Source organism: Psychromonas sp. (assembly GCF_041586535.1).
In the GTDB taxonomy this organism is placed as follows: domain Bacteria; phylum Pseudomonadota; class Gammaproteobacteria; order Enterobacterales; family Psychromonadaceae; genus Psychromonas.
This window is the reverse complement of sequence record NZ_JBFGZY010000038.1, coordinates 1-25,813: the sequence shown is the minus strand read 5'-3', so window position 1 is coordinate 25,813 and position 25,813 is coordinate 1. Positions and strand designations below refer to the sequence as shown.

The 25,813-nt window shown below is 43.0% G+C and carries 24 protein-coding genes; 5 read left to right on the top strand and 19 right to left on the bottom strand.

All coding sequences use genetic code 11. The features are described 5' to 3' along the window. The 16 genes from ABZA00_RS06175 to ABZA00_RS06100 all read right to left on the bottom strand — a co-directional run. Positions 1 to 1,500, bottom strand: a 1,500-nt coding sequence (locus tag ABZA00_RS06175; protein WP_372881275.1) for a Na+/H+ antiporter NhaC family protein, incomplete at its 3' end; no start/stop codon positions are given. Positions 1,501 to 1,611: 111 nt separating this feature from the next. Further along, a complete protein-coding gene (locus tag ABZA00_RS06170; protein WP_372881274.1) occupies positions 1,612 to 3,081 on the bottom strand; it encodes a glutamate synthase subunit beta in 1,470 nt (489 codons plus the stop codon). Further along, positions 3,081 to 7,682: a glutamate synthase large subunit gene (gene gltB, locus ABZA00_RS06165; protein WP_372881273.1), complete on the bottom strand. Its 4,602-nt coding sequence runs from the start codon at positions 7,680 to 7,682 to the stop codon at positions 3,081 to 3,083. Before gltB ends, ABZA00_RS06170 begins: the two co-directional genes overlap by 1 nt. A gap of 730 nt (positions 7,683 to 8,412) precedes the next feature. After that, positions 8,413 to 8,934: a DUF3833 domain-containing protein gene (locus ABZA00_RS06160; RefSeq protein ID WP_372881272.1), complete on the bottom strand. Its 522-nt coding sequence runs from the start codon at positions 8,932 to 8,934 to the stop codon at positions 8,413 to 8,415. A 1-nt stretch (position 8,935) separates the two neighbouring features. Further along, the gene (locus tag ABZA00_RS06155; RefSeq protein WP_372881271.1) at positions 8,936 to 9,466 is read right to left on the bottom strand and encodes a chalcone isomerase family protein; all 531 of its coding nucleotides are present in this window, start codon (positions 9,464 to 9,466) and stop codon (positions 8,936 to 8,938) included. Next, on the bottom strand, positions 9,447 to 9,974 hold the full coding sequence (locus ABZA00_RS06150; RefSeq protein WP_372881270.1) for a DUF2878 domain-containing protein: 528 nt from the start codon (positions 9,972 to 9,974) through the stop codon (positions 9,447 to 9,449). The genes ABZA00_RS06155 and ABZA00_RS06150 overlap by 20 nt, the downstream gene beginning before the upstream one ends. Position 9,975: 1 nt before the next feature. Beyond that, positions 9,976 to 11,226, bottom strand: a complete 1,251-nt coding sequence (locus ABZA00_RS06145) for a class I SAM-dependent methyltransferase (protein WP_372881269.1) — start codon at positions 11,224 to 11,226, stop codon at positions 9,976 to 9,978. A 2-nt stretch (positions 11,227 to 11,228) separates the two neighbouring features. Then, the gene (locus tag ABZA00_RS06140; RefSeq protein ID WP_372881268.1) at positions 11,229 to 11,966 is read right to left on the bottom strand and encodes a DUF1365 domain-containing protein; all 738 of its coding nucleotides are present in this window, start codon (positions 11,964 to 11,966) and stop codon (positions 11,229 to 11,231) included. A gap of 19 nt (positions 11,967 to 11,985) precedes the next feature. Next, the gene (locus tag ABZA00_RS06135; RefSeq protein WP_372881267.1) at positions 11,986 to 13,242 is read right to left on the bottom strand and encodes an NAD(P)/FAD-dependent oxidoreductase; all 1,257 of its coding nucleotides are present in this window, start codon (positions 13,240 to 13,242) and stop codon (positions 11,986 to 11,988) included. Then, complete coding sequence (locus ABZA00_RS06130; RefSeq protein ID WP_372881266.1) at positions 13,239 to 13,961, bottom strand: SDR family NAD(P)-dependent oxidoreductase; 723 nt, start codon at positions 13,959 to 13,961, stop codon at positions 13,239 to 13,241. The genes ABZA00_RS06135 and ABZA00_RS06130 overlap by 4 nt, the downstream gene beginning before the upstream one ends. Further along, on the bottom strand, positions 13,958 to 14,383 hold the full coding sequence (locus ABZA00_RS06125; protein ID WP_372881265.1) for a nuclear transport factor 2 family protein: 426 nt from the start codon (positions 14,381 to 14,383) through the stop codon (positions 13,958 to 13,960). Before ABZA00_RS06125 ends, ABZA00_RS06130 begins: the two co-directional genes overlap by 4 nt. 2 nt (positions 14,384 to 14,385) lie before the next feature. Beyond that, complete coding sequence (phrB, locus tag ABZA00_RS06120) at positions 14,386 to 15,747, bottom strand: deoxyribodipyrimidine photo-lyase (RefSeq protein WP_372881264.1); 1,362 nt, start codon at positions 15,745 to 15,747, stop codon at positions 14,386 to 14,388. Between the two features lie 33 nt (positions 15,748 to 15,780). Beyond that, positions 15,781 to 16,737 (bottom strand): YbgA family protein, encoded by a 957-nt coding sequence (locus ABZA00_RS06115; protein WP_372881263.1) that lies wholly within the window; start codon positions 16,735 to 16,737, stop codon positions 15,781 to 15,783. A gap of 102 nt (positions 16,738 to 16,839) precedes the next feature. Then, entirely contained in the window at positions 16,840 to 17,490 is a 651-nt protein-coding gene (locus tag ABZA00_RS06110; RefSeq protein ID WP_372881262.1) for a ChrR family anti-sigma-E factor, read from the bottom strand. Then, positions 17,483 to 18,103: a sigma-70 family RNA polymerase sigma factor gene (locus ABZA00_RS06105; protein ID WP_372881261.1), complete on the bottom strand. Its 621-nt coding sequence runs from the start codon at positions 18,101 to 18,103 to the stop codon at positions 17,483 to 17,485. The genes ABZA00_RS06110 and ABZA00_RS06105 overlap by 8 nt, the downstream gene beginning before the upstream one ends. A 127-nt stretch (positions 18,104 to 18,230) precedes the next feature. Then, positions 18,231 to 18,791 (bottom strand): LON peptidase substrate-binding domain-containing protein, encoded by a 561-nt coding sequence (locus tag ABZA00_RS06100; RefSeq protein ID WP_372881260.1) that lies wholly within the window; start codon positions 18,789 to 18,791, stop codon positions 18,231 to 18,233. 142 nt (positions 18,792 to 18,933) lie between these two features. Between ABZA00_RS06100 and ABZA00_RS06095 the strand changes: the two genes are divergently transcribed. The 3 genes from ABZA00_RS06095 (at position 18,934) to ABZA00_RS06085 (ending at position 20,364) form a co-directional block, all read left to right on the top strand. Continuing rightward, a complete protein-coding gene (locus tag ABZA00_RS06095; protein ID WP_372881259.1) occupies positions 18,934 to 19,236 on the top strand; it encodes an MGMT family protein in 303 nt (100 codons plus the stop codon). 44 nt (positions 19,237 to 19,280) lie between these two features. Then, the gene (locus ABZA00_RS06090; protein ID WP_372881258.1) at positions 19,281 to 19,808 is read left to right on the top strand and encodes a DUF1439 domain-containing protein; all 528 of its coding nucleotides are present in this window, start codon (positions 19,281 to 19,283) and stop codon (positions 19,806 to 19,808) included. 130 nt (positions 19,809 to 19,938) lie between these two features. Further along, the gene (locus ABZA00_RS06085; RefSeq protein WP_372881257.1) at positions 19,939 to 20,364 is read left to right on the top strand and encodes a hypothetical protein; all 426 of its coding nucleotides are present in this window, start codon (positions 19,939 to 19,941) and stop codon (positions 20,362 to 20,364) included. 54 nt (positions 20,365 to 20,418) lie between these two features. Here ABZA00_RS06085 and ABZA00_RS06080 read toward each other — a convergent pair whose 3' ends face one another. From ABZA00_RS06080 to ABZA00_RS06070, 3 genes are all read right to left on the bottom strand, one after another. Next, positions 20,419 to 21,582 carry an EF-hand domain-containing protein gene (locus tag ABZA00_RS06080; protein ID WP_372881256.1) on the bottom strand — a complete coding sequence of 388 codons (1,164 nt, stop codon included), beginning with the start codon at positions 21,580 to 21,582 and terminating at the stop codon, positions 20,419 to 20,421. Between the two features lie 142 nt (positions 21,583 to 21,724). After that, on the bottom strand, positions 21,725 to 22,408 hold the full coding sequence (locus tag ABZA00_RS06075; RefSeq protein WP_372881255.1) for a response regulator: 684 nt from the start codon (positions 22,406 to 22,408) through the stop codon (positions 21,725 to 21,727). A gap of 3 nt (positions 22,409 to 22,411) precedes the next feature. Then, positions 22,412 to 23,818 (bottom strand): ATP-binding protein, encoded by a 1,407-nt coding sequence (locus ABZA00_RS06070; protein ID WP_372881254.1) that lies wholly within the window; start codon positions 23,816 to 23,818, stop codon positions 22,412 to 22,414. A 265-nt stretch (positions 23,819 to 24,083) separates the two neighbouring features. Here ABZA00_RS06070 and ABZA00_RS06065 point away from each other — a divergent pair, with 265 nt between their 5' ends. Together ABZA00_RS06065 and ABZA00_RS06060 are read left to right on the top strand one after the other, a co-directional pair. Beyond that, the gene (locus tag ABZA00_RS06065) at positions 24,084 to 24,563 is read left to right on the top strand and encodes an aminoacyl-tRNA deacylase (RefSeq protein WP_372881253.1); all 480 of its coding nucleotides are present in this window, start codon (positions 24,084 to 24,086) and stop codon (positions 24,561 to 24,563) included. Between the two features lie 785 nt (positions 24,564 to 25,348). Further along, a complete protein-coding gene (locus ABZA00_RS06060) occupies positions 25,349 to 25,633 on the top strand; it encodes a hypothetical protein (RefSeq protein ID WP_372881252.1) in 285 nt (94 codons plus the stop codon). The last annotated feature ends 180 nt before the right edge of the window (positions 25,634 to 25,813 follow it).

Genomic DNA, 25,813 nt, shown 5'->3' with positions numbered 1-25,813 from the left:
CGCAAGGCTGAGAGAGCCGCTAAAACCAATCGCGATAAAACCAACCGCAGAGATCCCGGCAACCGATAATGCATAGGGTAGCTGGCTGGCCACATGGTCGATATGACGGCAGCGTGCTCCCGTTGAAGAGAGAATAGTGGTATCTGAAATTGGCGAACAGTGATCACCAAATACAGAGCCGGCTAATACCGCGCTTAGCATAGGTAACATCAAGCTAATTTCTGCCGCACCGGCCATATCACCGGCAATCGGCAGCATAATTCCGAAGGTACCCCATGAAGTACCGGTAGAAAACGCCATTGCACCTGATAATACAAATATAATTAGCGGCAGCCAGTGCGTGTCGATATTCCCCTGCACCAGTGAAGATAAATAAGTACCGGTTTGCATATCACCAATCACACTGCCAATCGACCAGGCAAAAAACAGAATAATAATTGCACCAAACATAGACCGGGCGCCAATCCATACCGCCTGGGCGATAAGCTTCAACGCGATTTTTTGTTTTAATACCGTAAATAACGCCAAAGCGAGACCGACCAGAGCGCCGTAACAAAGCGACATACCCACATCGGTATTTTCAAACGCCCCTAGCACTGAAAAGGCTTTCCCATCTGCAGCTAGTGCCTGATTGCCTGTGTACTGCATAAAAAATACAGTTGCGGCTATCAGAGATACAATCGGCACAATAAGATCAGCCACTTTGCCTTTTTCACTTTCATCGATACCATATTCATCATGCATATCAACTGCCTGATGATCACCATTATGTAACGAGCCATTTTTTTCGGCTTCTACTTCATGGCTTTTCATCAATCCAATATCAAGCCGGAACCAAATAACAGCAAACACCATCAACAGGGTAAAGACGGCATAAAAGTTCATCGGCACCAGCCTAACGTAAGCTCCAAGCGCCGAGTAATCAGTAATGCCATGGCTGATTAAGATGCCGCCAATAATAGTCATGATATAAGCTCCCCAGCTCGACAGCGGCATCAGAATACACATCGGTGCTGCGGTAGAGTCAAGAATATAGGCCAGTTTAGAGCGTGAAATATGAAACCTGTCTGTTACCGGACGGGAAATAGAGCCTACCGCTAAACTGTTAAAATAGTCATCAATAAAAATGAATACACCTAAAAATGCCGCTAAAAATGATGCGCCCCGCTTGTCTTTAATATGTTTAAGTGCCCAGACAGCAAAGGCGCGTGTCCCGCCGGAAAGCGTCAGTATGGCGGTCATCATGCCGAGCAGCAGCAAAAAAGCCACAATACTCATATTCCAGCTGTTGATACCACCATCTTCAAATACCACGCCTTTAACCGTATTGAGGATATAGGTGCCACCCTCTATTGCTGAAAAATTTGTTAATAATAGCGCACCAAAAACAATACCCAGCCCTAACGAGAGCAGGACACGGCGCGTAATAATTGCCAGCCCTAACGCGATAACAGCAGGCATCACCGACAGGGGTGAAGCTGCAAAATCGATCAATGTCATTAATCTTTACCTTTAAATTTTATTATTATTTTAAAATAGAAAAGCCTCCTGCTCTTAAAAAGAGAGGAGGCTTAGTTTACATTTAATGCCGGTTAGTGTACTGATTTACTCTTAATTAGACAACATTAATGAGTCAGCCATCGCTTCCAGGTTAGAAGAGCCCATCAGGTAGGCATCAATTGCGCGAGATGCTTCACGGCCTTCATTAATACAACGTACGATTAATGATTGCCCGGTACGCATATCACCTGCAGCAAACACACCTTCCTGACTGGTTTGGAAATCAGTCGTCTGCACATTACCGCGCTCATCTAAAGCAACACCAAGCTGCGCTAATACACCCGTTGGCTCAGGGTGTAAGAAACCCATCGCTAAAAAGGCTTTAGTACAAGGGATAGAACGGACACTGCCTTCAATCTCTTTAAAGTTAGGACGCTTACCCGGTTCCGCTTTGTCCCACTCGATGTCTGCAATGACCAATTCTTTAACGTTACCGTTTTCATCACCAATAAACTCTTTGGTAAGAATAGACCAGTGACGCTCCACCCCTTCTTCATGAGAAGTAGTGGTTTTTAAGATCATCGGGTAAGAAGGCCAGGGCATATTCACGGTACGTTTTTCAGGCGGAATCGGCATGATTTCCACCTGAGTAACGCTTACTGCACCGTGACGGTTAGAGGTACCGACACAGTCAGAACCAGTATCACCACCACCAATAACCACAACATGATCGCCTTTAGCATGAATCTCTTCAGTTTTAAGATCCATACCGTTGGCACGACGGTTATTTTGCCCCAGGAACTCCATCGCGAAATGGACACCTTTCAGGTCACGCCCGGGAATCGGCAGATCACGAGGAACCGTAGAGCCACCGGTTAATAACACTACGTCAAACTGTTTACGCAGATCTCTGGCATCAAAATCAACACCGATATGCGCATTAACAACCATTTTGATACCGGCAGCTTCCAATACGTCAATTTTACGGTCGATAACATCCATGCTCAGTTTAAAGTCAGGGATACCAAAACGTAATAAACCACCTACTTTCTCATCACGCTCATAAACGGTGACCGTATGACCGGCACTGTTTAATTGCTCTGCAGCGGCTAATCCCGCAGGACCGCTACCAATGATTGCAACGGTTTTACCGGTACGCGAGGTTGGTATCTTAGGTTTAACATACCCTTTTTCATAGGCTTTTTCAGCAATGTTTTTTTCAATATTACAAATCGTGATGGGATCCTGATTAATACCAAGAACACATGAACTCTCACAAGGAGCCGGACATACACGACCGGTAAACTCCGGAAAGTTATTGGTTGAGCTCATTATTTCCCAAGCTTCCAACCAACTTTCACGGTAAACCGCATCATTGAATTCAGGAATAATGTTACCAATCGGACAGCCGTCATGACAGAAAGGCACTCCACAGTCCATACAGCGAGAGGCCTGGTCACTGATTTTGCCGCCAAACTCATCATCCTTTACAAACTCTTTATTATTTTTCAGGCGCTCTTCTACCGGCACTTTACCCGGTACCTCACGTCCTAATTCTAAAAATCCAGTTGGCTTACCCATTACGCGTCTCCTACCTTGCATTCATCTAGAGTTGTTACTTTAGCCGTTTCTTTCTCGCTAGCTGAGATGTTTTCTTTTGCAAGCTGAAGGCCTTTATTTTTTTGCGCCATTAAAACCGCTTTGTAATCACGTGGCATCACTTTTACAATTTGACTGAGACTTGTTTCCAAGTCAGCTAAAAATTCCTGAGCAACATTTGATTCAGTTAATTCAAAATGCTTAGTCACTTTAGCTTTCAGAAGTGCTTTATCTTCTTCCTCGAGAGGATCAAGATCCACCAACTCCATATTACATTTGTTCGCAAAATCCTGATCACGATCCCAGACATAAGCAACACCGCCGCTCATACCCGCCGCGAAGTTACGTCCAGTTGTACCCAGTACAATAGTGATACCGCCGGTCATATATTCACAACCATGATCACCCACACCTTCAACAACTACTTCAGCACCCGAGTTACGTACACAGAAACGCTCACCGGCCATACCGTTAATGTATGACTCACCGGATGTCGCACCGTAGAAACACACGTTACCAACGATAATATTATCTTTAGCAACAAGCGATGATTTACGGTATGGATAAACCACGATTTGACCGCCGGATAAACCTTTACCCCAGTAATCGTTGGCATCACCTTCCACAGTGAACTCGACACCTTTTGCCAGGAAACAGCCAAAAGATTGGCCTGCAGAGCCGGTGAATTTAACCTGCATCGGTTTCGGCAAGCCCTGATCGTTATACACTTTCGAAATTTCGTTGGAAAGCATGGTACCGCAACTACGATCAATATTTCTGATAGTAAATTCACCGCTTACCGCTTCACCTTTTTCAAGTGCAGGTTTTGCTAATTTAATTAACTCTCTATCAAGCACATTTTCAAGATTATGGTTTTGACCTGTTTGATTGAACAGACCATCAGCCTCTTTTGCAGGCTCCTTGAATAAGATAGTGCTTAGGTTTAAGTTTTTGTATTTCCAGTGCTTGATATTTTCACGCACTTTCAGGTTTTGAGTCTGCCCGACCATCTCATTGATCGTTGCATAACCGAGCATCGCCATGTTTTCACGCATCCCTTCAACCAGATACTGGAAGAAAGTAACAACATCTTCAACACGGCCGTCAAAACGTTCACGAAGCGTTTTATTTTGTGTTGCGATACCAACAGGACAAGTATTTAAATGACATTTACGCATCATAATACAGCCTTCTACAACCAGTGCAGCTGTTGCGACGCCCCACTCTTCCGCACCTAATAATGTCGCAATCGTTAAGTCACGCGGTGTTTTCATCTGACCATCAGCCTGAACAACAATACGGTTACGTAAACCATTTTTAAGCAGCGTCTGGTGTGCTTCCGACAGACCCAGCTCCCATGGTAAACCTGCATGACGAATCGATGACAATGGCGATGCACCGGTACCACCGTCAAAGCCCGCGATTAATACTACGTCCGCTTTAGCTTTACAAACACCCGATGCAATTGTACCGACACCGGCTTCTGATACTAACTTCACATTCACGCGGCCTTTACGATTGGCATTTTTCAAATCGAAAATCAGCTGGGCTAAATCTTCAATTGAATAGATATCGTGATGCGGTGGCGGAGAAATCAAGCCTACGCCAGGAGTCGAGTGACGCGTACGGCCAATCCAGTCATCTACTTTGTGACCAGGTAACTGCCCACCTTCACCAGGTTTAGCGCCCTGCGCCATTTTAATCTGAATCTCTGCAGCATTGGTCAGGTAGTATGAGGTCACGCCAAAACGCCCTGATGCCACTTGTTTAATCGCAGAACGCTCCCAATCGCCATTTTCTTTCGGCAGGAAACGAATTGGATCTTCACCACCCTCACCGGAGTTAGATTTCGCGCCGATACGGTTCATTGCAATCGCTAACGTTGAATGTGCTTCGTGAGAAATCGAGCCGAAACTCATCGCCCCCGTAGCAAAACGTTTTAGAATTTTTTCAGCCGATTCAACCTGATCCAGCGGGATTGGCCCAGTAGCGTTAGGTACAAATTCAAACTGACTGCGTAAGGTTGCCGCGTCGTCACCCTGCGCATCGACGGCTGCACAGTACTCTTTGAATTCCGCATAATTTTTATTACGCGTTGAATCCTGTAGTAAAGGAATCGTTGTCGGATTAAATAAGTGTTTTTCACCACGCTGTTTCCATTGGTAAACCCCACCTACATCTAAACGTGTGGCAGGCACTTCACGTAGCGGATATGCAAAACGATGACGCCCCAGAACTTCCGTTGCAATATCATCGATTGATAAACCTTGAATACGCGTTACAGTGCCTTTGAAGTAGGCATCAACCACTGCCTTACTGATACCGAGTGCTTCAAAAATCTGTGCACCCTGATATGACTGGATAGTTGAAATACCCATTTTAGAGAATATTTTCAATAAGCCGGAGTCGATTGCGTATTTGTACGAAGCAAAAATTTCTGAGACTTTTTTATCTGCAGGCAGGCGTTTTTTCGCTTGTAAATCAACGATCATCTCTTCAATTAAATAAGCGTTGACCGCAGATGCACCGTAACCAATCACAGTTGCAAAATGGTGTGTTTCACGTACATCGCCTGTTTCAACAACAATATCACAAAGTGCGCGTAGACCGCGTTTGATCAGGTAGTGATGTACAGCACCGGTTACCAGCATCGCAGGAATAGGCGCGTGGTCAGAAGTGGCACTGCGATCCGAAAGAATAATAATCGAGTAACCATCATGAATTGCATCTTCCGCATAACGACAGATACGATCTAATGACTTAGCCAGCTGACCAGGTGCACCCGTTGCTCTGAATAACGTATCTAATGTTTTAGCCTGCAGATTTTTATGGTCTAATGCATTGATTTTTTGCAGTTCAGCATTGCTTAATACCGGCGACTCAAGCTCTACTTTATGGCAGTGCTCCGGCGTTTCAGATAAAAGATTTTGATCTTTACCTAAATAAGTCTTCAGCGACATAACCATACGCTCACGAATCGGATCGATTGGCGGGTTAGTTACCTGCGCGAACAACTGCTTAAAGTAGTGTGATAAATGCTGAGATTGATGAGAAAGAACAGCAAGCGGCCAGTCGACGCCCATTGCACCCAAAGGCTCTTTACCCTCACGCAGCATAGGCAATACAATTTCATTAAGCTCTTCAGAAGAAACACCAAAAGCTTGCAAGCGGCGTAACAGGTGACCATCTTTAGGTTGCAGGTTACGTTCTAATGCGGCAGGCTGATTTTCTAACTTAACCAGATTATCCGCCAGCCAGGTTTCATATGGCTTTCTTGCTGCAATAGTGTCTTTTACTTCATCATCAGAGATGATACGGCCCTGCTGCAGATCCGCGACAAAAATACGACCCGGCTGTAAACGACCACGAAGTTTAATATTCTCAGGTTCAATATCAACGACGCCACTTTCCGATGCCATGATCAGAAAATCATCTTTAGTCACACAATAACGTGAAGGACGTAAACCGTTCCTGTCCAGCGTTGCACCAACTTGCACTCCGTCAGTAAAACAAACAGAAGCAGGACCATCCCAAGGCTCCATTAAGTTCGCATGGTACTGATAGAAAGCGCGACGCTTGGGATCCATTTTTGCGTTTTCCTGCCAGGCTTCAGGAATCATCATCATCAACGCATGGGGCAAGCTACGGCCGGAAAGTACAAGCAGCTCCAGGGCCATATCAAAACTTGCCGAGTCCGACATACCGTCGGTACAGATTGGCATCAACATATCTAATTCTGAACGACTGAAAAATTCCGCCTGCAGCAGCGCTTCACGCGCTTTCATCCAGTTAATATTGCCGCGTACGGTATTAATTTCACCATTGTGCGCGATATAACGGAAAGGCTGCGCTAAACGCCAGCGCGGGAAAGTATTAGTAGAGAAACGCGAATGCACCAGTGCAAGCGCCGTTACCATGCTTGGATTTTGTAAGTCAAGGAAGTACTGAGGTACCTGCTCAGTAGTTAACTGGCCTTTATAAACAATGGTTTTGTACGAGAAGGTATTAATGTAAAAATAATCTTCAATGCCGGCAACTGACTGCAGACAGATACGTATTGAGTAATTACGCAGAATAAATAATTTACGCTCTAATACAGCCGGTTCCATATCCGGACCACCGGTTACAAACATATGTTCGCACTGTGGTTCGGTGCTTAGCGGATCTGCGCCAAGCATTGAGTTATCAACAGGAAGAACACGGTAACCGATCACTTCAAGACCTAAACGTTGAGCATTTCGTTCTAAAATTTCACGACATTCTTTACGCTGGTTGCTATCTTTTGGAAAAAGGATGGTACCTACACCATATTGATCAAACTTGGGCAGGGTTATGCCAACTTTTAACGCTTCATTTACTAAAAATTCATGCGGTTTTTGTAAAAGAATACCGGCACCGTCGCCACTACATGGATCGCAGCCTTGACCACCACGGTGCTCCATACGTGCAAGCATATCTAAAGCCTGGGTCACAATTTTATGTGACTTGCTATTTTTTAAATGTGCAACAAATCCGATACCACAGGCATCATGTTCCATTTCTGGCACATAAAGGCCCTGAGCGTTTTGCTCTATATTAGTCATAAATACGTCCTTCAAGATAAAACGGTAAAGTAAACTTATACTGTTTTACATGTCATGTTTCAAAGTACTAGTTAGGGCTTAATCTGTAGATAAAGACACAACTAAGCAATTAATTATTATTTTTACAGAAAAGAAACTGCCTTACAGTGCAAAAATACACTCTAAAAAAGTTTCCTAATTCAAAAAATAACGCCGACAGCGCTTTATAGACGAGAACAGCTTCTCGTATATTATTGCTCTATAATCATCCTAATAACAGGGGTTATATTTTATTCATTCTACCGTCTCAACAACATAAAATCCAATTTTGTTATTTTGTGGGGCCACGCTTTGTTAACACATTGTTAAATAAGCTATATCTCCCTAAAAACACCCATCAAAACAATCTCATTCATTTCTTTTTTATATACAACAAGCATAAAATAAACCTAAAAAATGCCAATTTGAAATGAAAAACGGACAATCTTAAAACGGTTTTTATGTAAAATAAACGATTAAAAATTCATTTTCCAGCGTAATTTTATTATTATTAACAATGAAAAGCAGCTTTGTTCGCCGGGGTAAGTGAATAGCCATCTGTTGCGCAGGAAAAAGTTAAAAAAGAAGTGATTGTAATGAGAAATAGCAGACGAGATGCAACACGAAGCAGTTGATATTGATTTGAAGGGGCGGTTGACCGGATATTTACCGGATTGCTATAAAACCCTGCTCCACGATTTTACAGCAACAGTTATTTTTTAGTGATTACCAAAATTACCTCGCCAACCCGAAATCCCCATTTAGTGATATAACTACGATTTATTACTACGTTATTATCCACTTGATATAACCAGTCATCAAAACTCACAGTCACCATCTTGCCTTCAAAGGGCAACTCCAACTGATAATCCCAGTGCAGTGCAAACCCGCCACTTTCACCGGCGGCTATGCCGATGATATCTTCTGCAGTGCCGCTATAACGTCCTTCACTTAATTTCGTTATCCGCCAGGTACGGGTGGTTTTTTCACCATCATCAAAAACAAACCATTCCTCTAATTTACCTTGTCTACCCTGCCAGGTCCCGATCATTTCCACGCTAAAACGGCGTGTTACTTTACCGCCACGATCCATCACAATGCCCTTCGCCTGTAACTGCCCGTTAAAATAATTTTCAACATCAAACTTGGGAGAGGAGTTAACATAATCATCCAGGCTTTGCGCGCTGCAGGCACAAACCATGACACTACAAATCAGAACAATAACTGCTTTCATCTTATCCACCTATTAATTGTCTGCGTAAACGAGGTTGACTGGTATTTTTGGCTAACCAGATATCAAGAAATGCTTCGGCCATATCCGGATTGTCTACCTGGCCTAATAAACGGTTATTATGATAAAAACTGCCCTTACCATTTTCAGCAATCAGGAAAGTGATGCTATCGCCCTTTTTAACGTCAGGCCACAACACAGAGAGCTGTCTTAACCAGGGTTTATATTGCTGACGGGGAATAGGCATTTTTTGCCACTCTTTTGCGGTGGCATCAACAAGCCACTCTTTCTTAAAATCGCGTTGGTAGCGAATTTTTAATGCCTGAGGATATTTTTTATAACTATAAGCACCATCAGAACTGTGTAATGAGGCTTGGTATATCTCCATCAGAAACCAGGACATTTTGCCTTTCCCCACGGTTTTAAGTTGCGCGGTTACATCAGAATAGGCCGGATTAAAAAACAGGATGGCGATAGTAAAACTAAGCAGAAGCAGGATGTTTTTTTTAACTGGATTATTGTGCAGAATAGCCATAACGAGCCCCATATATTCGTGATAACATTAGATATACGGGTAAAAGGGCCGACCAGATCACTATCATTATAAATAATGTGCGCCACTCTGGTGGCGGAAAATAAACTGCGCCTAATTTGTATCCGACATAATAACTCAGCGGGCCGAATAATCCGCCAAATACAACCTGCAGATAAACCGGTATTTTATTCAACCAGGACATGCCATGATTAAGTGTCACGGCAAAGTGAGCCCATAATAAAAGCAGCCAGATTGGTAATAAAGCACCTTCCGGGAAGACCATAAAGCCAAGCCAGGAGATGCCTGCTTCTGCCAGTGCGCCTATTAAAACGATGCTGATTAGGCTGGCAAGATCCTGTTTTCGGGTGGGTGTTAAATAAAAATGCAGCAGCAGAGAGAAGAGCAAAAACGGCTCTCCGCCCGCAGTAAAAAAAACCGCGATACACCAGATTAACTGAAACCAGACAAGATTTATCCAGTAAAAATATCTGCTGATAAAATTGACCATATTAATCGCTCTGTTTTCTAAAAGCGGGTTTGACGGCAATTAAATGTACCGTACTGATATTTCTTTCTAAAAACGCGCCTTCACAATAGCTTAAATAAAAACGCCACAAACGGATAAAGTCATCTCCATAGCCGAGTTTTTTAATCTCCAAAAGAGAAGCCTCAAACTGCTCACTCCAGTGCTTTAAGGTTCTGGCATAGTCCATACCGATATCATGCAGGCCAGTAATCACCATATCCGTTTTATGGGATACGTTAAACGCCATCACATTAATTGAGGGTAAGCAACCGCCCGGGAAAATATAACGCTGGATAAAGTCCACATTAGCACGGTAACTGTCATAACGCTGATCAGCAATAGTAATCGCCTGAATCAGCATCTTCCCGTGTGCTTTAAGGTGCTTGTTACAGGTTTCAAAAAAACTCGCCAGATACTCATGTCCAACCGCTTCAATCATCTCGATGGAAACTAATTTATCATACTCTCCGCTCAGTGCCCGGTAGTCAGACTTCAACAAGGTAATCTGCTCTTCCAACCCGAGGCGCTTGATACGAGCCTCGGTATAAGCAAATTGCGCATCTGAAATGGTGGTCGTGGTGACCTTGACGCCATAATGTTGCGCGGCATAAATGGCTAACGCCCCCCAGCCCGTACCGATTTCCAGCAGTGTTTCGCCTTTTTTTAATTCTAATCTTTCACAAATAGTTTTTAATTTATGCAGCTGCGCCTCTTCTAAACTGGCATCCGCACTCGGGTAGATAGCACTTGAATAGAGCATCTCTTTATCTAAAAAAAGCTGATACATCTCGTTGCCGAGATCGTAATGGGCAACAATGTTCTTTTTCGCCCCATGGCGCGTATTTTTACGGGTTTTATGATAAATCCAGCTGGGAATGGTCATCACTTTGGCAAGACGTTGTTCAAGTTTGTCCTGCACCCCCTGCTCTCGCCCTAATACCTGAATTACTTTAGTGAGATCCGGACTGCTCCACCAGCCCTGAATATAGGACTCGCCGGCTGCCATGCTGCCGCCGAAGAGAATTTTGCGGTAGGTTTTAGGGTTTTTAATCACTACCTTAGCTTTTAAACTCGCCTTGGGATTGCCCAGCACTATTTCCTGCTTATCATCAACCAGCAGCAGACAAGCCTGCCGCATTGTGCCTAATATTGAAACCAGTATTTTTTTTGCAAATTGATCCAGATAAGCCATGCTTTTACTGCTGCTACTGACTCGTGAAGTATTAACAGACATGCTCAATTTCCTTTTTTTGTAGAGTGGGCAACATAAGGAACCCCTTTAATAAACAGTTTTAATGCCTGCCAATAAATACCTGCCAGAGTTTTTAGGGTCATCACGGGAATGGACAGCACACAGTTGCGTAAATTTTGATTGGAAAATTCAATACGCTTCATATTCAAACTGGCGGAGAATATTTTTTTTTCACTGTAATTCTCTATGTGCAGAATTAAATCTTCTCCGGGGGCTTTAATCCGCCACTGATAGCGCATATTCAAGTCCATAAAAGGTGACACGTGAAAATCTTTATCGCAGGTTAAATCTGAGTTGATATCAATAAGATAATAATGGCGCTCATGCCAGGGGGTATTACTGACTTCAGCTAATAAATAAGCTAGCTGGTTACTCTGGTTATAACAGTAATACAAGTTGATCGGGCTGAAATACAGGCCAAAACAGCGCATTTGCCCGATAAACAGCACCTTCCCCGCTAAATTTTCACCGCCTAGTTGCTCTACTTTCTGCCAGACCAGCTGTTTAGTGACACGCTCTTTTTGCTGCAGATAGTCAGAAGAGCGAAAACTCAATGGAGCAAACTTGTCACGCTTAAACCACCAGCATAAGGTATTTAGTTTATCCATTTCATCAAGGTCAATCGCCAGGAAAAATATCTTATAGAAAAAACTGTGTTCACAAGGCTGCAGGCGCTTATGCCTGACTTCACCAACATAAATAGCGGAGTTAAGTTTTTCCATTACAAATTCCTTTTACCGCCTAAAGTGAAACACCGAAACGCCGGCACACATCAAGGGCACTCTTCACGCCATCTTCATGGAACCCGTTATACCAGTACGCCCCGGCAAAATGGGTGTTGTTTCTCCCGCAGATAACCTCTCTTTTCTGCTGCGCAGTTATACTCTGCTGATTAAAAACCGGATGCGCATAGTTAAACCTGGCTAAAATTTTATCTTTATCGATCGCGCGGGTCTGATTTAAAGTCACGCAGAACAGTGGTGCATCAGCAGGTAAATTCTGCAGTATATTCATATTATAGGTCACTGCGGCAGGACGCTGATTATCGCTGTTCAAATGATAATTCCACGCCGCCCAGGCGCGTTCATTCTCAGGCAGCATCGACGTATCGTTATGCAGCACCACCTCATTATTTTGATAAGCCATCTTGCCGAGCACTGCCTGCTCATCCTGAGTAAGATCACCGAGTATCTGCTGCGCCTGATCGCTGTGACAGGCAAGGATCACTTCATCAAAACTCTGCCACTCACCGTGAGCAGTTTTTAGTTCAATGTGCCCCGCTTTACGGATAATCTCAGTAACGGCGGTTTTCAGGTGGATCTTATCTGCAAACCCCTCAATTAACGGCGCCACATAACTATCAGAGCCATTGGGAATCACATACCACTGCGGACGGTCATTGACCGTCAAAAGACCATGGTTGTAAAAAAAACGGACAAAGAAATACAGCGGAAAAGCTTTCATATTTTCTAAACTGGCCGACCAGATTGCCGCGCCCATCGGTAAAATATAATGTACGCAGAAGTATTCACTGAACCCTTTGTTATCCAAAAAATCCCCTAAACTAATCTCTTTATCCAGCGTTTTATTGTCCCAGGCGCTGTTACATAACTTATTAAAACGCAGGATCTCTTTAATCAGCTTAAGAAACTTGAGATTAAAAATATTCCCACGCTGGGCAAATAAGGTGTTTAGATTATTGCCGTTATACTCCAGGCCGCTATCCTCATTTTTTACACTAAAGCTCATCTCCGTCGCCGTTCGGTCAATACCTATCTTTGCCAGCAATTTTTCGAAATTCGGGTAGGTTCTGTCATTAAAGACAATAAATCCAGTGTCGATGCGCCAGTTTTTCCCCGCGTAGGAAATATCCTTTGTCGCGGTGTGGCCACCGATATAGTCGCCCGCTTCAAAGAGTTGGATATCATATTGACTGTTTAGTAGATGCGCGCAGGTTAACCCGGAAATACCACTGCCGATAATGGCTATTTTTTTCATTTGTTGATCATCCTTGTAGAGACAAAAGTCCACACTGACTGGGGTAATAAGGCAAAAAACTTAAGGGTCAGAGTGAAAGCAGCTGGAAAATGAATCTCTTTTTTGCCTTTTTTTAATCCTTTAAAAATATACTGTGCAGCCTGATCGGCGCCTATCAGCATCGGCATGGCAAAATCATTTTTGTCGGTTAACGGGGTTTTAACAAAACCGGGATTGATCAGAGAAACATCAATTTCATCCTTAATAAGATCCAATGCTAAGGTTTTCGCTAAATAGGCCACCCCCGCCTTGCTGGCCCCGTAGGCCTCCGCGCGGGCAAAGGGTAAATAACTTGCGCTGGAGCCCATCAATGCCAGTTGCCCGCCTCTTTTTATGTTAGGCAACACACTTTGCAGACAATAACCTAAGGCGATTAAATTGGTTGTAATGACACGCGCGAAAAGATCACCGTCAAAATTTTTAGGATCATCGATATACTCACAACTACCGGCATTTAAAATCACCATATCCAGATCCGGCAGTGCTGCCAATGCCTGCTTTACCTGCTGTTTATCGCTGATATCAAAGGACAACGTGGAGATATTTTCTAACCGGGCAATTTCATCCAGCACCTGCTGATTGCGGCCGCAGGCGATAACTTCATAACCCCGGCTTTGATAGAGCTCACACAGTGCTTTACCGATACCGGAGGTTGCTCCGGTGATAAGAATACGTTTCATGATACAACCCGTTTTTTAACCGTGCGGATCACTCCGCCTAATAACGGCAGATGTTCATAGAGCATCTGCCCCATATCGAGAAAATCTCTGTGGTAATAAATTTTTTCATCGTATTTAAGATGCGAGCAGCCGTTAACAACAATAGCATTGGCTTTATTAATTTTGGGGTGCGCATACTCCATTATCCAAATAACAGAGGCCTGCCCCTGATCTTCAATCACCTGTTCGATACTAAAGTGGCAATACAACAGATTTGCATAAAGATTGGCAAAATAATGACTCAACTGATCCAGGCCGTTAAGATTATGCAGAGCGTCAATAAAGTTAATATCGTCACTGTAAAGCAACCCTAACTGGTCAAGATTGTGCTTATCTAAGCTTTCATAGAGACGGCAAAATTTATCAATCAGTTCAGTGGCCATTATTAACCCTTTTTTAGTACTGCATATCTGTCTAATGCATTTAATCTGGCTTGCTTATGCTCAACGATTGGCTTCACCGGCAGGTGAATTTTTTTATTATCAAATTCATTGAGCTCGTGAACATATTTACGGATAAACAATCCCTTTGGATCAAATTTTTGACTTTGAATAATAGGATTGAAAATTCTGAAATAGGGCTGCGCATCACAACCGGTGCTCGCAGCCCATTGCCAGCCGCCGTTATTAGAGGCCAAATCACCGTCGATCAGGTGCTCCATAAAATAGGTCTCCCCCCACCGCCAGTCGATAAGCAGATGCTTGGTTAAAAAACTGGCGGTCACCATCCTCAAGCGGTTATGCATCCAACCCGTTTCATTTAACTGGCGCATCGCCGCATCCACCAGGCCATAACCCGTGCGCCCTTCGCACCAGGCTTGAAACAAATCACGGTTATTACTCCAGTGAATATTATCGGCGAGTTTATTGAAGTTTTTCCCTTTACATAACTCCGGATTCAGTATTATCAGATGACGGTAAAACTCCCGCCAGACTATTTCATTTACCCAGCAGAAAGCACCGGACTCTTTGGCATCAAGGGCATAGGGGAAAGCAGCCAGTACCGCATTGACACACTGCTTCGCACTGATCACCCCAAGAGCCAGATACGCTGATAGCTGTGATGTGCCATCAAGGGAAGGGAAATCCCGATGGAGATGATAATCTTCTACATCCTGCACAATAAAATGCTGTAAACGCCGTTGCGCTTCTGTTTCACCGGCAGGCCAGGCCTGACTGGATTTTTTGTCGTAATGCACCACTATGTGTTGTTCAACAGGCGGAGTTACGGTTGCTAACTGCACTGCGGGTTTAGGCAAGGATCTGAGATTGCTCTGCTTTACTTTTGCCATCCAGGCATTTCTGAAAGCGGTAAAGACCTTATACATTTCACCTTGTTTGGTGAGTACGCTGCCGGCCTCTAAAATGCAGTCACACTGGTAAAGCTGTAAAGGTAAACCTGCATTGACAACCGCCTGGTCGCGCGCTTTTTCATTAATTTCCGGTTCTGCATTGGCATGAATAGTCTCTGCCTGCAAAGCTTTGTGTAATTCAGCAAGGCGGCCAGGTATAGCGGCAAAATCCGCCACCTCTTCAACTAATAAAGCGATACCTAAAGCGGCTAATTCTCCGGCTAACATTTTCAAGTTTTGTTCTATAAAGTCAGCCTGAATAGGCGCTAAGTGATGATTTTTCCACTGTTTTGGGGTGACAAAATAAACTGCGGTCACCGGCCCCTGTAACGCGGCATAATATAGAGCCGCATTATCTGCAACCCTTAAGTCTCTACGAAACCAAACTAACTGCATAATTGTTCTCCATTAACAAAAATTTCTCCTTTTTTAATGCGCATAGCGAAGTTTTAATTCATCGGGATGAGGATGCAGGTATACCTGCTGCTGCAGATAAGGATCAGGGTAGATAGTAAGATAATGGGTGATCAGCGTAATGGGCGCCATTAACGGTAATAACCCCTGACGGTATTTATCAATATTATCGGCTAAATCAACGCGCTGCTCACTGCTTAACACACGCTTAAAATACCCCTGCAGGTGGGATAAGGTATTAGAGTGACTTTTACGGTTAGGCAGGGTTTTCAGAGTGGCCATAAAGCCTTCTATATATAGTTTTGCGGTCTCCTCTACGGGTTCTTTACGGCCGCCCAAAAGAGGCCCAAGTTTATAATAAAGCGTCGGGTTATGAGCCATTAACAGGTATTTATGCGCAGCATGGAACTGAATAATTTTGCCTATAGTGAGCCCGCCAGCCACTAATGATTGCCATTTATGATAGGCGAAAACGCGGGTGATAAAATTTTCCCGTAATAACATATCATTTAACCGGCCATCTTCTTCTACCGGCATTAAAGGATGATCAGCCATAATCTTTGCAGCGAACACCCCGACCCCATCACGGTTGCCCTGATTGGTTCCTTCCTTATACAAGGTAACGCGCTCCATTCCGCAGGTTGGTGATTTGGCACAGAAGATATAACCGCTGAACGGAGTTAATAAAGGGCTGGTCTGTTCACAAAAATCATTTAATTTTTCGGTCACCTCGAAGCTGCCGTCACTGGCAATCACGCGAATCCGGTCTTCATCCTTAATCAGCCTAATCGCCTTTCTTGGTGCTCCCATACCGATCGCCATTTCCGGACAGATAGGTTTAAAATCAAAATAATTGGCCAAGACCTTCTGGCAATAGGTACTCTGCTTATGGCCGCCATCAAAGCGTACTTTGTTGCCGACCAGACAACTGCTGATACCAACTTGAATTTTTTTATCGGAAAATTGATACATCTTGTTTCACCTGGAGTTCTTATAAACCATGAAAATAACTTTAATATCAATAATTACAATGCGTTAACTGCAAGCGATGATATTATCGAAGAGCGCCACATTTTAATAAATCAGCTGACCAAGCGGATTGAGTACTTTACTGAAACCTGAAACAAACTGCAGGGGTGCATCCTGAACCGTATAGCAAAGGCAGCCCTCCCGGGTAAATGGAGCGTGCTCTACCTGATTATCCAGCCAGATAAAATCCCCCTTATGATACTCACCATTCTGATCGGCAAATGATCCCTCTAATAATAGCGTTAATTCATAACCTTTGTGCTTATGGCTTGGAATAACACCATTTTTATCGATATGTAATAAACTGGCTCGGGTATTATCGGCATCTTTAATAATTCGCGCACGGCTTATCGGGCCGAACGCTGACCATTTTAACTGTTCAAAAGCGGTCAATGCTCGGGGTAACTGATATTCACTGCCTGCCACACAAGTACTGTTAACCGGTTTACTTTCCTGCTTAACAGGGGAATCAGGTTGTTGCTCTAAAATATTATTTAACATACTCGAAAAATCAATATGTTGAGATCCATCTTGCGACCATAACAGATCTGCCTGGCGGGTGGTTATCCGGCTTGCCTGCGCCTGACATTGAGCACACATTTCAAGGTGCACACTGACCCCGATTGATAAGGCAAGCGGTAACTGTGCACTACTGTGCTTAATTAATAATTCACGTGTTGGATGATGCTTAATCATTCTCCGCCTCCAGTTTTGATTTTAACTTTGCGATTGCCAAGCGAAGCCGGGATTTAACCGTACCTAACGGTACATCGAGATGAACGGCTAACTCCTGTTGGGTCATCTCTTGAAGGTAAATGGCTTCAACCACCTGTTTTTGCTGTAAAGGTAAGCTGTTAAGATGACTTAATAATAGTCGTTTCTGAAAATGATCCCCTTCCTGAGCGGCTTCCTGCTCTTCAATCATCGGCCAGAGATCCTCACTGATACTATCTTCTTTCCGGCTTTGTTTTTTACGCAGCATATCAAAACATTGATTACGCATTACCGTATAAATCCAGGTGCTGGCTTTGCCCTTTTCGGCGTTGAACATAGGCGCTTTTCGCCACACTAATAACATAGTTTCCTGTACCAGTTCCATTGCCATCGCCTCCTGCTTAAAACGCTGTAAACCATGACCGCGAATTCTCGGTGCAAACCATTTAAACAGCTGCGCAAAGGCCTGTTTGTCCTGCTCTTTAGCAACCTTTTCCAGCCACAAATTTATCTGCAACTGCTGATCGTCAAGGTTATCCAACTCACTATTATTCAATCTTCTGTCCGCCAAGTTATGTGCTATATTCACAATCATATCTATTACCCTTAACATTATAAGACGAACGGATGTAGTTAAAGGGTCACTACGACGGAAAATTAAAAAAGGATCATTTAATAAGAAATTTTATTGTTAAGTGCTATGTTGTTGGCCGCAAAACGGTTCACCTGTTTGATTCATTAATCACTTCACGGATAAAATCAATGCTCGGCGCTAAACTGCTTTGGTTGGCAAGCCAATACTTTTTATCCACCGGTATCGGTAATAACTCTAACCAGCGCCGGCAAACCCAACTGAGATTGTCAAAAGTTTGCTGATTATCCTGCTGGGAATACAAAGGGTGTGAAGTTAACGCCATTTTTAAGGGCGGCAGCATAAACTGATACTCTGCGCTGACTTCAGCTGCTTGCCAGTCTTTAATCATGGTTGCATCCGCATGTAATAAACCATCGCTATCAGAGGTGATATTATCAAAAGTAAATCGTTCTACTCCTTTTATATCAATGGTTAACAAACCATTTCCATCCTGGCCGAAGTCATAGATTTCAACTCTGGTAGCTATGGCATACAGACCTTTTTCTCCATTGGGCAGACATAATCCAAACCCCTGACCACTTGCCATCGCCTCTGCAACTAACCTTTTGTAACGCGCTTCAAAGATACGCAAGCGCGTTATACCGCCAGGCAGTAAAAAAACGGACAGTGGGAATAAAGCTAATTTCATGTGACACTCCTTGGTAGTGTTACTAATACGTAAAATTTTTGATATTTGATCACCCCGCAATACAAATGCTGTATAAAGGTAGGGTAAATGAGCCACGCAGGATTTATCGGGTGGTCAATAAAGTGTTCAGACGGGAGAAAAAATGGATAAGTTCGCACAAGCTTTATACACCATGCTTTTTCATATTCCTGCAGGTAAACTGACCACCTATGGACGTTTAGCTAGCGCTGCCGGTTATCCCAACCATGCCCGGCATGTTGGTAAAATCCTGGCTCGCCTTCCCACAGAAACAAAGTTACCCTGGTTTCGGGTGGTCAACGCACAGGGCTCTATTTCGCTCAGTGGTGATTCATTTCAACGGCAAAAGCTTTTATTGGAAAACGAAGGTTTTAACGTGACAGAGCAGGGAAAAATACAGGATTTTAGAAAATATTTAATTATATAAACTTACCATCACAGATACCTTTCACCGCTACCAGAGGAAACATCATGTACGCAAAAATATTATTTATCTGCTTGTTACTCTTACCTCAATTTGCAGCGGCCCTTTCCTACACATTACAAATCACCGAGCAGGAACTGCAGCAAAAAGTATCCAGAGAACTGCCGCTAGAAAGAGAAGCCGCCTATCTAGCCGCTAAAATATATGAGTCCCGGGTCGATTTTATTGAAGGCACAGATCAAGTGGGACTTTCTACAAAATTCGATCTGCTTGCCCTTGGCAGTATCAAAAGCTCCGGGCAGGCATATGTGAAAGGCAGTGTTATCTATAATCCGGAAAAGGGAGCTTTCTACCTGATCAACCCGAGCATTGTCTCTGTCGAAATAAATGACATGCCGCCCGACTTTATACCGGAAATAAAAAGAATTGCCCTGCTGAGTTTAGAAAAAGCGGTGCAGGTTTATCCGATATACAAATTTAAAGATGAAGAAATACAGGAAAAAATGGCCAGGTCAGTAGTAGAGTCGATCCAGATAAAAAAACAAACTATGCTGATCACAATGAAGCTTTTATAACGACTGACAACCTTTAGCTCTCAGCTGATTTTGCTGGTTATCTTTCCTAACAGAGTGATAGTGATTGGCATCAACAGCAAGTAACGTATAATGGCGGCCATTTTTACTAACTAAAAACTAAATGGTATTTATGACAGACTTGGAAGTTGCAGCTATCCACCACCAATTGACTGCACTAAATTTTAACGCTGAAAAAATTAAAATTGTAACTGTTAATGCAATGCCCGAAGAGGCGTTGGCAAAGTGCACCCGTAAGGAAAATGAGAGTTTTTACAACAGCTATATGAATATCATTTATCGCCATGGTGAGCGTTATGTGCTTGGCTATCGCTGTGAAGATCCTTTGGTCGAACATGCTATCATTAAAAAGGGAGATCTCTATTTTGACCCGACGCTGCAGGCTAATGGTAGCTTTACCCCCTACCAGTATGCGCTATTAACCGAATTTAAAGTATTCGACATGATCAAACACGCCAAATCCAACAAAGAGTTTCCACCGGATATTGATTACCTGTTTACTAAGAAAAAACATTTTAAAAATATCATTAAGCAATAAAAAAGGCGCAGTTAGCGCCTTTTCATTATTGATTAAAGCAGGATTATCAGTTAACTATTTTGTACCAGCATTAAACTCTTCTGCTGAAATACTGCCATCGCCATTTGCATCTAACTGTTCAAAGCTCGGACGATCTCCTTTATGGCCGTGATGTCCTTTATGGTCATGATCTCCTTTATCCTCATGATGTCCTTTTTGGCTCTGTTTACCCATCTTGGCACGGCTATTAAACTCATCCGCAGAAAGTGAACCGTCAGCATTAGTGTCAACTTGGTCGAAGTGCGTTAATAAACGTCCGCGCAGCTCCTCTTTTACCAGCTTACCATCTTTATTTTCATCCAACTGTTCAAAGCTCGGACGATCTCCTTTATGCCCATGACGTCCCATCTTGGCACGGCTATTAAACTCATCCGCAGATAATGAACCGTTACTATCAGTATCAACTTGGTCGAAGTGCGCTAATAAACGTCCGCGCAGCTCCTCTTTTACCAGCTTACCATCTTTATTTTCATCCAACTGTTCAAAGCTCGGACGTTCGCCTTTATGGCCGTGGTGACCTTTATGTCCATGATGTCCCTGTTTGCCCATCATAGCTCGACTGTTAAACTCATCCGCAGATAATGAACCGTTACTATCAGTGTCAACTTGGTCGAAGTACGCCAATAAACGTCCGCGCAACTCCTCTTTTACCAGCTTACCATCTTTATTTTCATCCAACTGTTCAAAGCTCGGACGATCGCCTTTATGGCCGTGGTGACCTTTATGTCCATGATGTCCCTGTTTGCCCATCATAGCTCGACTGTTAAACTCATCCGCAGATAATGAACCGTTACTATCAGTATCAACTTGGTCGAAGTGCGCTAATAAACGTCCGCGTAGCTCCTCTTTTACCAGCTTACCATCTTTATTTTCATCCAACTGTTCAAAGCTCGGGCGATCGCCTTTATGTCCATGACGTCCCATCTTGGCACGGCTATTAAACTCATCCGCAGAAAGTGAGCCGTCAGCATCAGTATCAACTTGGTCGAAGTGCGCTAATAAACGTCCGCGTAGCTCCTCTTTTACCAGTTTACCGTCGGCATTCATATCTAACTGCTCAAAGGTCGGGCGGTTATTATTGCCCATCTGAGCTGATGTACTTTGATTTTGATCTGCCGCGAAAAGAGAAGCAGAGGCGGTCAGTAATAAAACGCTGCTAATTAAAAGTGATTTTTTCATAATATTAACCCTCTTGGTTCATTTAAATTCAGTATTAAAGTGGATCATCGTTGCACTTGGCAGTATTTCTAAATGCAATGATTTTCTGTATGAATAAACTATAGAGAGCAAATGTGTAGAGAATATGGAGAAAAAAAGTATTTTATAACGCTAATTTATACCCAACCCCATAAATCGATTTAATACATTCACTTTGCGGTGAAGCATCCTGAAGTTTTTTACGTAAATTTTTGATATGACTGTCAATCGTACGGTCGGTTACGATCCGGTTATCGGAATAGATTTGAGTCATTAATTGCTCCCGGCTAAAGACCTGCTCGGGATGTTTATTAAAAAAGGCCAATAAACGAAACTCGGCCGGGGTCAGTAAAATCGCTTTTTGATTAAGTGATACCTGCATTTTCTGTTCATCAATATTAAGACCTGCATACCCCTGTAAAGGGCTATGCTCTTCGCTTGAACGGCGTAAAATATTCTTCACTCTGATTACCACTTCCCTGGGGCTGTAAGGTTTACAGATATAATCGTCGGCACCTAATTCCAGCCCTAACAGGCGATCGATTTCGTCCACCCTGGCTGTTGCCATCACCACGGGTACCTGACTGAAAGTGCGTAACTCACGGTAGATATCAAGGCCGTTACGCCCGGGTAACATTAAATCAAGAATCAATAAATCCGGCTGGTGCTCTTTAACCCAGTCAATCACTTCAAGGCCGTTATCAATCAGTTGGGTTTTAAAACCTGATTGTATAAAGTATTCACATAAAACGCTGGCCAGTGCTGGCTCATCTTCTACAATCAGAATCTTTTTATCTTCATAATTCATCTCTTATTTATCCTTTAAAGGCAGTGAAATTTTTATTTGCAGCCCCCCTAAAGGGGAATGGCTGGCATGAATATCGCCGCCGTGGGCTTTAACAATATTCTGGCAAATAGATAGCCCTAAACCGGATCCACCGCTGGCTCTGCTGCGCGATTTGTTAACCCGGAATAAACGCTCGAATAATCTGGGTAAAGCATCATCAGGCACGGCAGGTGCGCTGTCTTCGATAATCAATTCAACGCTGTTTTGCTTTTTTAACAGGCTGACATTGAGCTGCCCGTCGGGATCCGTATAACGGTAACTATTTTCAAAAAGATTGGAAATAAGCTGCGATAAAGATTTCCTATCTGCCTGTAAAACTATCTTCTGCTTGAGATCATAAAGACGTTGCAGATGAATATTTTTTTCCGCCAGGCGAACTTCATTCTGATTAGCGCTACTATCGATCAGCTGCGTTAAATCAACTGCTTCAAGGTTGGTGATCAGAACACCGGCATCGGAAAGTGATAACTGATAAAGATCATCAATAAGCCGACTAAGGTTCATCACCTGCTCATGTAATGATTTAATGTATTTGGGCTCAGGCCTGCGAATCCCATCCTCTATCGCCTCGATTTCACTGACCAGAACAGCAATGGGGGTGCGCAGCTCATGAGAGATATCCGCAATCCATTGTTCTCTGGATATTTTTTGCAGCTTAAGTGTATTAGTTAAACGGTTAAAGGTTTGTGATAACTCAGCTAATTCATCCTCACCCTGAACCGGAATTTGATGTTTAAAATTGCCGCTCTCTAACGCCTGCACACCAAGGCGCAGGTTTTTTAAAGGCTGCAGAAAATGTCGTACTAATAAGGCGGCAACCACAAAAGAAAACAGCGCCGCCCAGGCCGCGATCCAGTAAAAATTATTTAACTGCTGTTTGAAGAAACTTTCCGTTAACTTACCAGTGATCATTTGCCGCTGTTTAAGGGCAATCCAGCCTATGGTCTGCTCATCGAGTAGAATAGGAACGCGGATAAACTGTTCCTTTTTATCTCTCTCGGTGAAACGGCGGGCCGGATACAGAACAGGATCTCCCTGCGCATTTAACAAAAATACGTGAGAACTGACCGACGATAAAGACGAATTTCTTCGATGCCTGCCTCTTTCTCCGGAAAACTGTTGGCCAGCTTGCCTTAACAAAGTTTCCCACAGAGAAGGATTTTCTTCAATCATTAGCCAACCGGACTGCGGGGAGTAATATTGACTGATATATTCAGCAATCACCTGCATTCTTTCAATCTCGCGCTGATTCAGGTAATTCTGCAAACCACTTTGAAAACTATTGTTGATCAACAGCGCCATGCCCGCCATCATTATTGTACTAATCAACAATAACGATATAAATAACTTACGGAAAATGGTTAAACGCATCGGCATGACCTTGAGTAATAAAATATTCGGGAATTTAATCTATCACTGTTCAATCCTTAACTTAAACAAATAATAAAGAAATATGGCAACAATTCGCAGTGAAAACCTTCAATTTATGGTTACGCTGAAATTCAGAACAGGTTTAAAAAAAGAAAAACAAGCCCCCGGCTGCTCAATCAAAGCCTGAACTTCCCGCAGTCTGTTACACCGCTCAGGCACAGTGGGCTATACTCTTAGTATCATTTTCATTGAGGGAGATCTGCACATGACTATCGCAAACAAAGTGAGTGATTACCTGGATAAAAATCATATCGAATATCAATTATTGCAACATAAACCGAGTAAAAATTCCCTGAGCTCAGCTATTCAGTCGCACATTAAAACATCGCAGGTTGTTAAAGCGATCATGCTTGAAGATCTGCAGGGGACTAAATTGATGGCAATTTTACCTGCCAGCCATAAAATCAGTTTACATGCCTTAAATGAGCATTTTAATCGTCAGTTTCATCTTATGAAAGAATCCCATATCTATGAACTGTTTGAGGATTGTGCACACGGTGCTGTTCCGCCTCTTGCTCAGGCTTATCAGATAGACAGAGTCTATGATGAGTTTTTAATGGACCAGGAACAGCTATATCTAGAGGCAGGAGACCATATTTCTCTAATCCAACTTTCGCAGACGGAATTCAGAAAATTAATGCAGTATTCTGTACCGCTACGCTTCAGTTACCGGTTATTTCATTGATAAAAATCGATAATGACAAAGGCGCTGAAATAATGAGTGAACTCTATGATAAAGCTCACATTAAAAAGGGATTTTTTTTACCATACTCGCTCCAAGTCAGATCCATTATGTCAGCGATATTCTACTGTTAGAAGATAGCATTGTTGGGTTCTTATTTACTTTTATTTAGCCATTAAAAAGGAGATTATCATGGGGTTATTAGCGATTTTCGTACTTGGCGTCAGCAGCTTAATTGTGGGTTATTTGGAATATTTTTTTATCAATACAATCCGTAAAGCCAATCAGGAAAAACACTCTTTTTAAATCCAGTCGCGGGCAAAGTTAATCTGTTTTTATACCCATGATACTTCAAGATGCAAAGTCAGCAAGGCAAATGGTGCCGAGATGCTAGAGCACCATATAGTTTAAAAAACGAACGCCAGAGCTGACTGAAAATCGCTCAGGCAAGGCGTGTTAGCGAAGGAATAGCGATCTCTTTCGAGCTGACACAACGCAGATTGGTACAATTTGCCTTGCCCTACGGGGCGCGAGATCGAAAACCAGCGCTTCGTTGCAATAATCGAAAAGGGAATACCATTACCTCATATTGCGTCTTGCTCTGGCTTCCCAGATCGGGCCTGACAATGCATTTTAAAGTAACATGGGTATATATTTAAAAAACTGACTTTGCCCATTTTTATGCCCCCCTTTTTTTTCTTAATCGCTCTCCTTAAGCTTTTATGCATATCACCATGGTTATGTTTTGTTGGCGTTTTCTATTTTTTACAACAAAAAATGAATGGATTATGTATTCTATTTTTGAGATATTAGGATTTAAAATAATCGTTTACTTAATGCTGCGTATAATGGAGCTTATAATGGATTTTTTCTCTATGCAGGTTGATGATCCTGTCATCTTCGCTTTTACAATCATCATTATACTGATCGGGATTTTTGCAGCTTGTATGAAATATTATTTTATAAAAAATATAAAAAACAGGGAAAAGGTTGAGAAGCGTAAGCAGCAAAGCTTAAAAAAACAGCGCGCTCCGATCAGCGATGAAACTGTTTTAAGAAAACACAAAAACTAGAGCGCCATATAGTTTAAAAAAACAGCACCATTTGGGCCTCGTCCTTCGGGAGCGACTAAAAATCGCTCAGGCAAGGCGTGTTAGCGAAGGAATAGAGATCTCTTTCGAGCTGACACAACGCAGAATGAGCGATTTTTAGTCAGCTCTGGCGTTCGTTTTTTAAACTATATGGTGCTCTGG

Coding starts and splice junctions, on each gene's coding strand:
- ABZA00_RS06170 (WP_372881274.1), bottom strand. CDS start 3,081: ATGGGTAAGCCAACTGGATTTTTAGAATTAGGACGTGAGGTACCGGGT.
- gltB (WP_372881273.1), bottom strand. CDS start 7,682: ATGACTAATATAGAGCAAAACGCTCAGGGCCTTTATGTGCCAGAAATG.
- ABZA00_RS06160 (WP_372881272.1), bottom strand. CDS start 8,934: ATGAAAGCAGTTATTGTTCTGATTTGTAGTGTCATGGTTTGTGCCTGC.
- ABZA00_RS06155 (WP_372881271.1), bottom strand. CDS start 9,466: ATGGCTATTCTGCACAATAATCCAGTTAAAAAAAACATCCTGCTTCTG.
- ABZA00_RS06150 (WP_372881270.1), bottom strand. CDS start 9,974: ATGGTCAATTTTATCAGCAGATATTTTTACTGGATAAATCTTGTCTGG.
- ABZA00_RS06145 (WP_372881269.1), bottom strand. CDS start 11,226: ATGTCTGTTAATACTTCACGAGTCAGTAGCAGCAGTAAAAGCATGGCT.
- ABZA00_RS06140 (WP_372881268.1), bottom strand. CDS start 11,966: ATGGAAAAACTTAACTCCGCTATTTATGTTGGTGAAGTCAGGCATAAG.
- ABZA00_RS06135 (WP_372881267.1), bottom strand. CDS start 13,242: ATGAAAAAAATAGCCATTATCGGCAGTGGTATTTCCGGGTTAACCTGC.
- ABZA00_RS06130 (WP_372881266.1), bottom strand. CDS start 13,961: ATGAAACGTATTCTTATCACCGGAGCAACCTCCGGTATCGGTAAAGCA.
- ABZA00_RS06125 (WP_372881265.1), bottom strand. CDS start 14,383: ATGGCCACTGAACTGATTGATAAATTTTGCCGTCTCTATGAAAGCTTA.
- phrB (WP_372881264.1), bottom strand. CDS start 15,747: ATGCAGTTAGTTTGGTTTCGTAGAGACTTAAGGGTTGCAGATAATGCG.
- ABZA00_RS06115 (WP_372881263.1), bottom strand. CDS start 16,737: ATGTATCAATTTTCCGATAAAAAAATTCAAGTTGGTATCAGCAGTTGT.
- ABZA00_RS06110 (WP_372881262.1), bottom strand. CDS start 17,490: ATGATTAAGCATCATCCAACACGTGAATTATTAATTAAGCACAGTAGT.
- ABZA00_RS06105 (WP_372881261.1), bottom strand. CDS start 18,103: ATGATTGTGAATATAGCACATAACTTGGCGGACAGAAGATTGAATAAT.
- ABZA00_RS06100 (WP_372881260.1), bottom strand. CDS start 18,791: ATGAAATTAGCTTTATTCCCACTGTCCGTTTTTTTACTGCCTGGCGGT.
- ABZA00_RS06095 (WP_372881259.1), top strand. CDS start 18,934: ATGGATAAGTTCGCACAAGCTTTATACACCATGCTTTTTCATATTCCT.
- ABZA00_RS06090 (WP_372881258.1), top strand. CDS start 19,281: ATGTACGCAAAAATATTATTTATCTGCTTGTTACTCTTACCTCAATTT.
- ABZA00_RS06085 (WP_372881257.1), top strand. CDS start 19,939: ATGACAGACTTGGAAGTTGCAGCTATCCACCACCAATTGACTGCACTA.
- ABZA00_RS06080 (WP_372881256.1), bottom strand. CDS start 21,582: ATGAAAAAATCACTTTTAATTAGCAGCGTTTTATTACTGACCGCCTCT.
- ABZA00_RS06075 (WP_372881255.1), bottom strand. CDS start 22,408: ATGAATTATGAAGATAAAAAGATTCTGATTGTAGAAGATGAGCCAGCA.
- ABZA00_RS06070 (WP_372881254.1), bottom strand. CDS start 23,818: ATGCGTTTAACCATTTTCCGTAAGTTATTTATATCGTTATTGTTGATT.
- ABZA00_RS06065 (WP_372881253.1), top strand. CDS start 24,084: ATGACTATCGCAAACAAAGTGAGTGATTACCTGGATAAAAATCATATC.
- ABZA00_RS06060 (WP_372881252.1), top strand. CDS start 25,349: ATGTATTCTATTTTTGAGATATTAGGATTTAAAATAATCGTTTACTTA.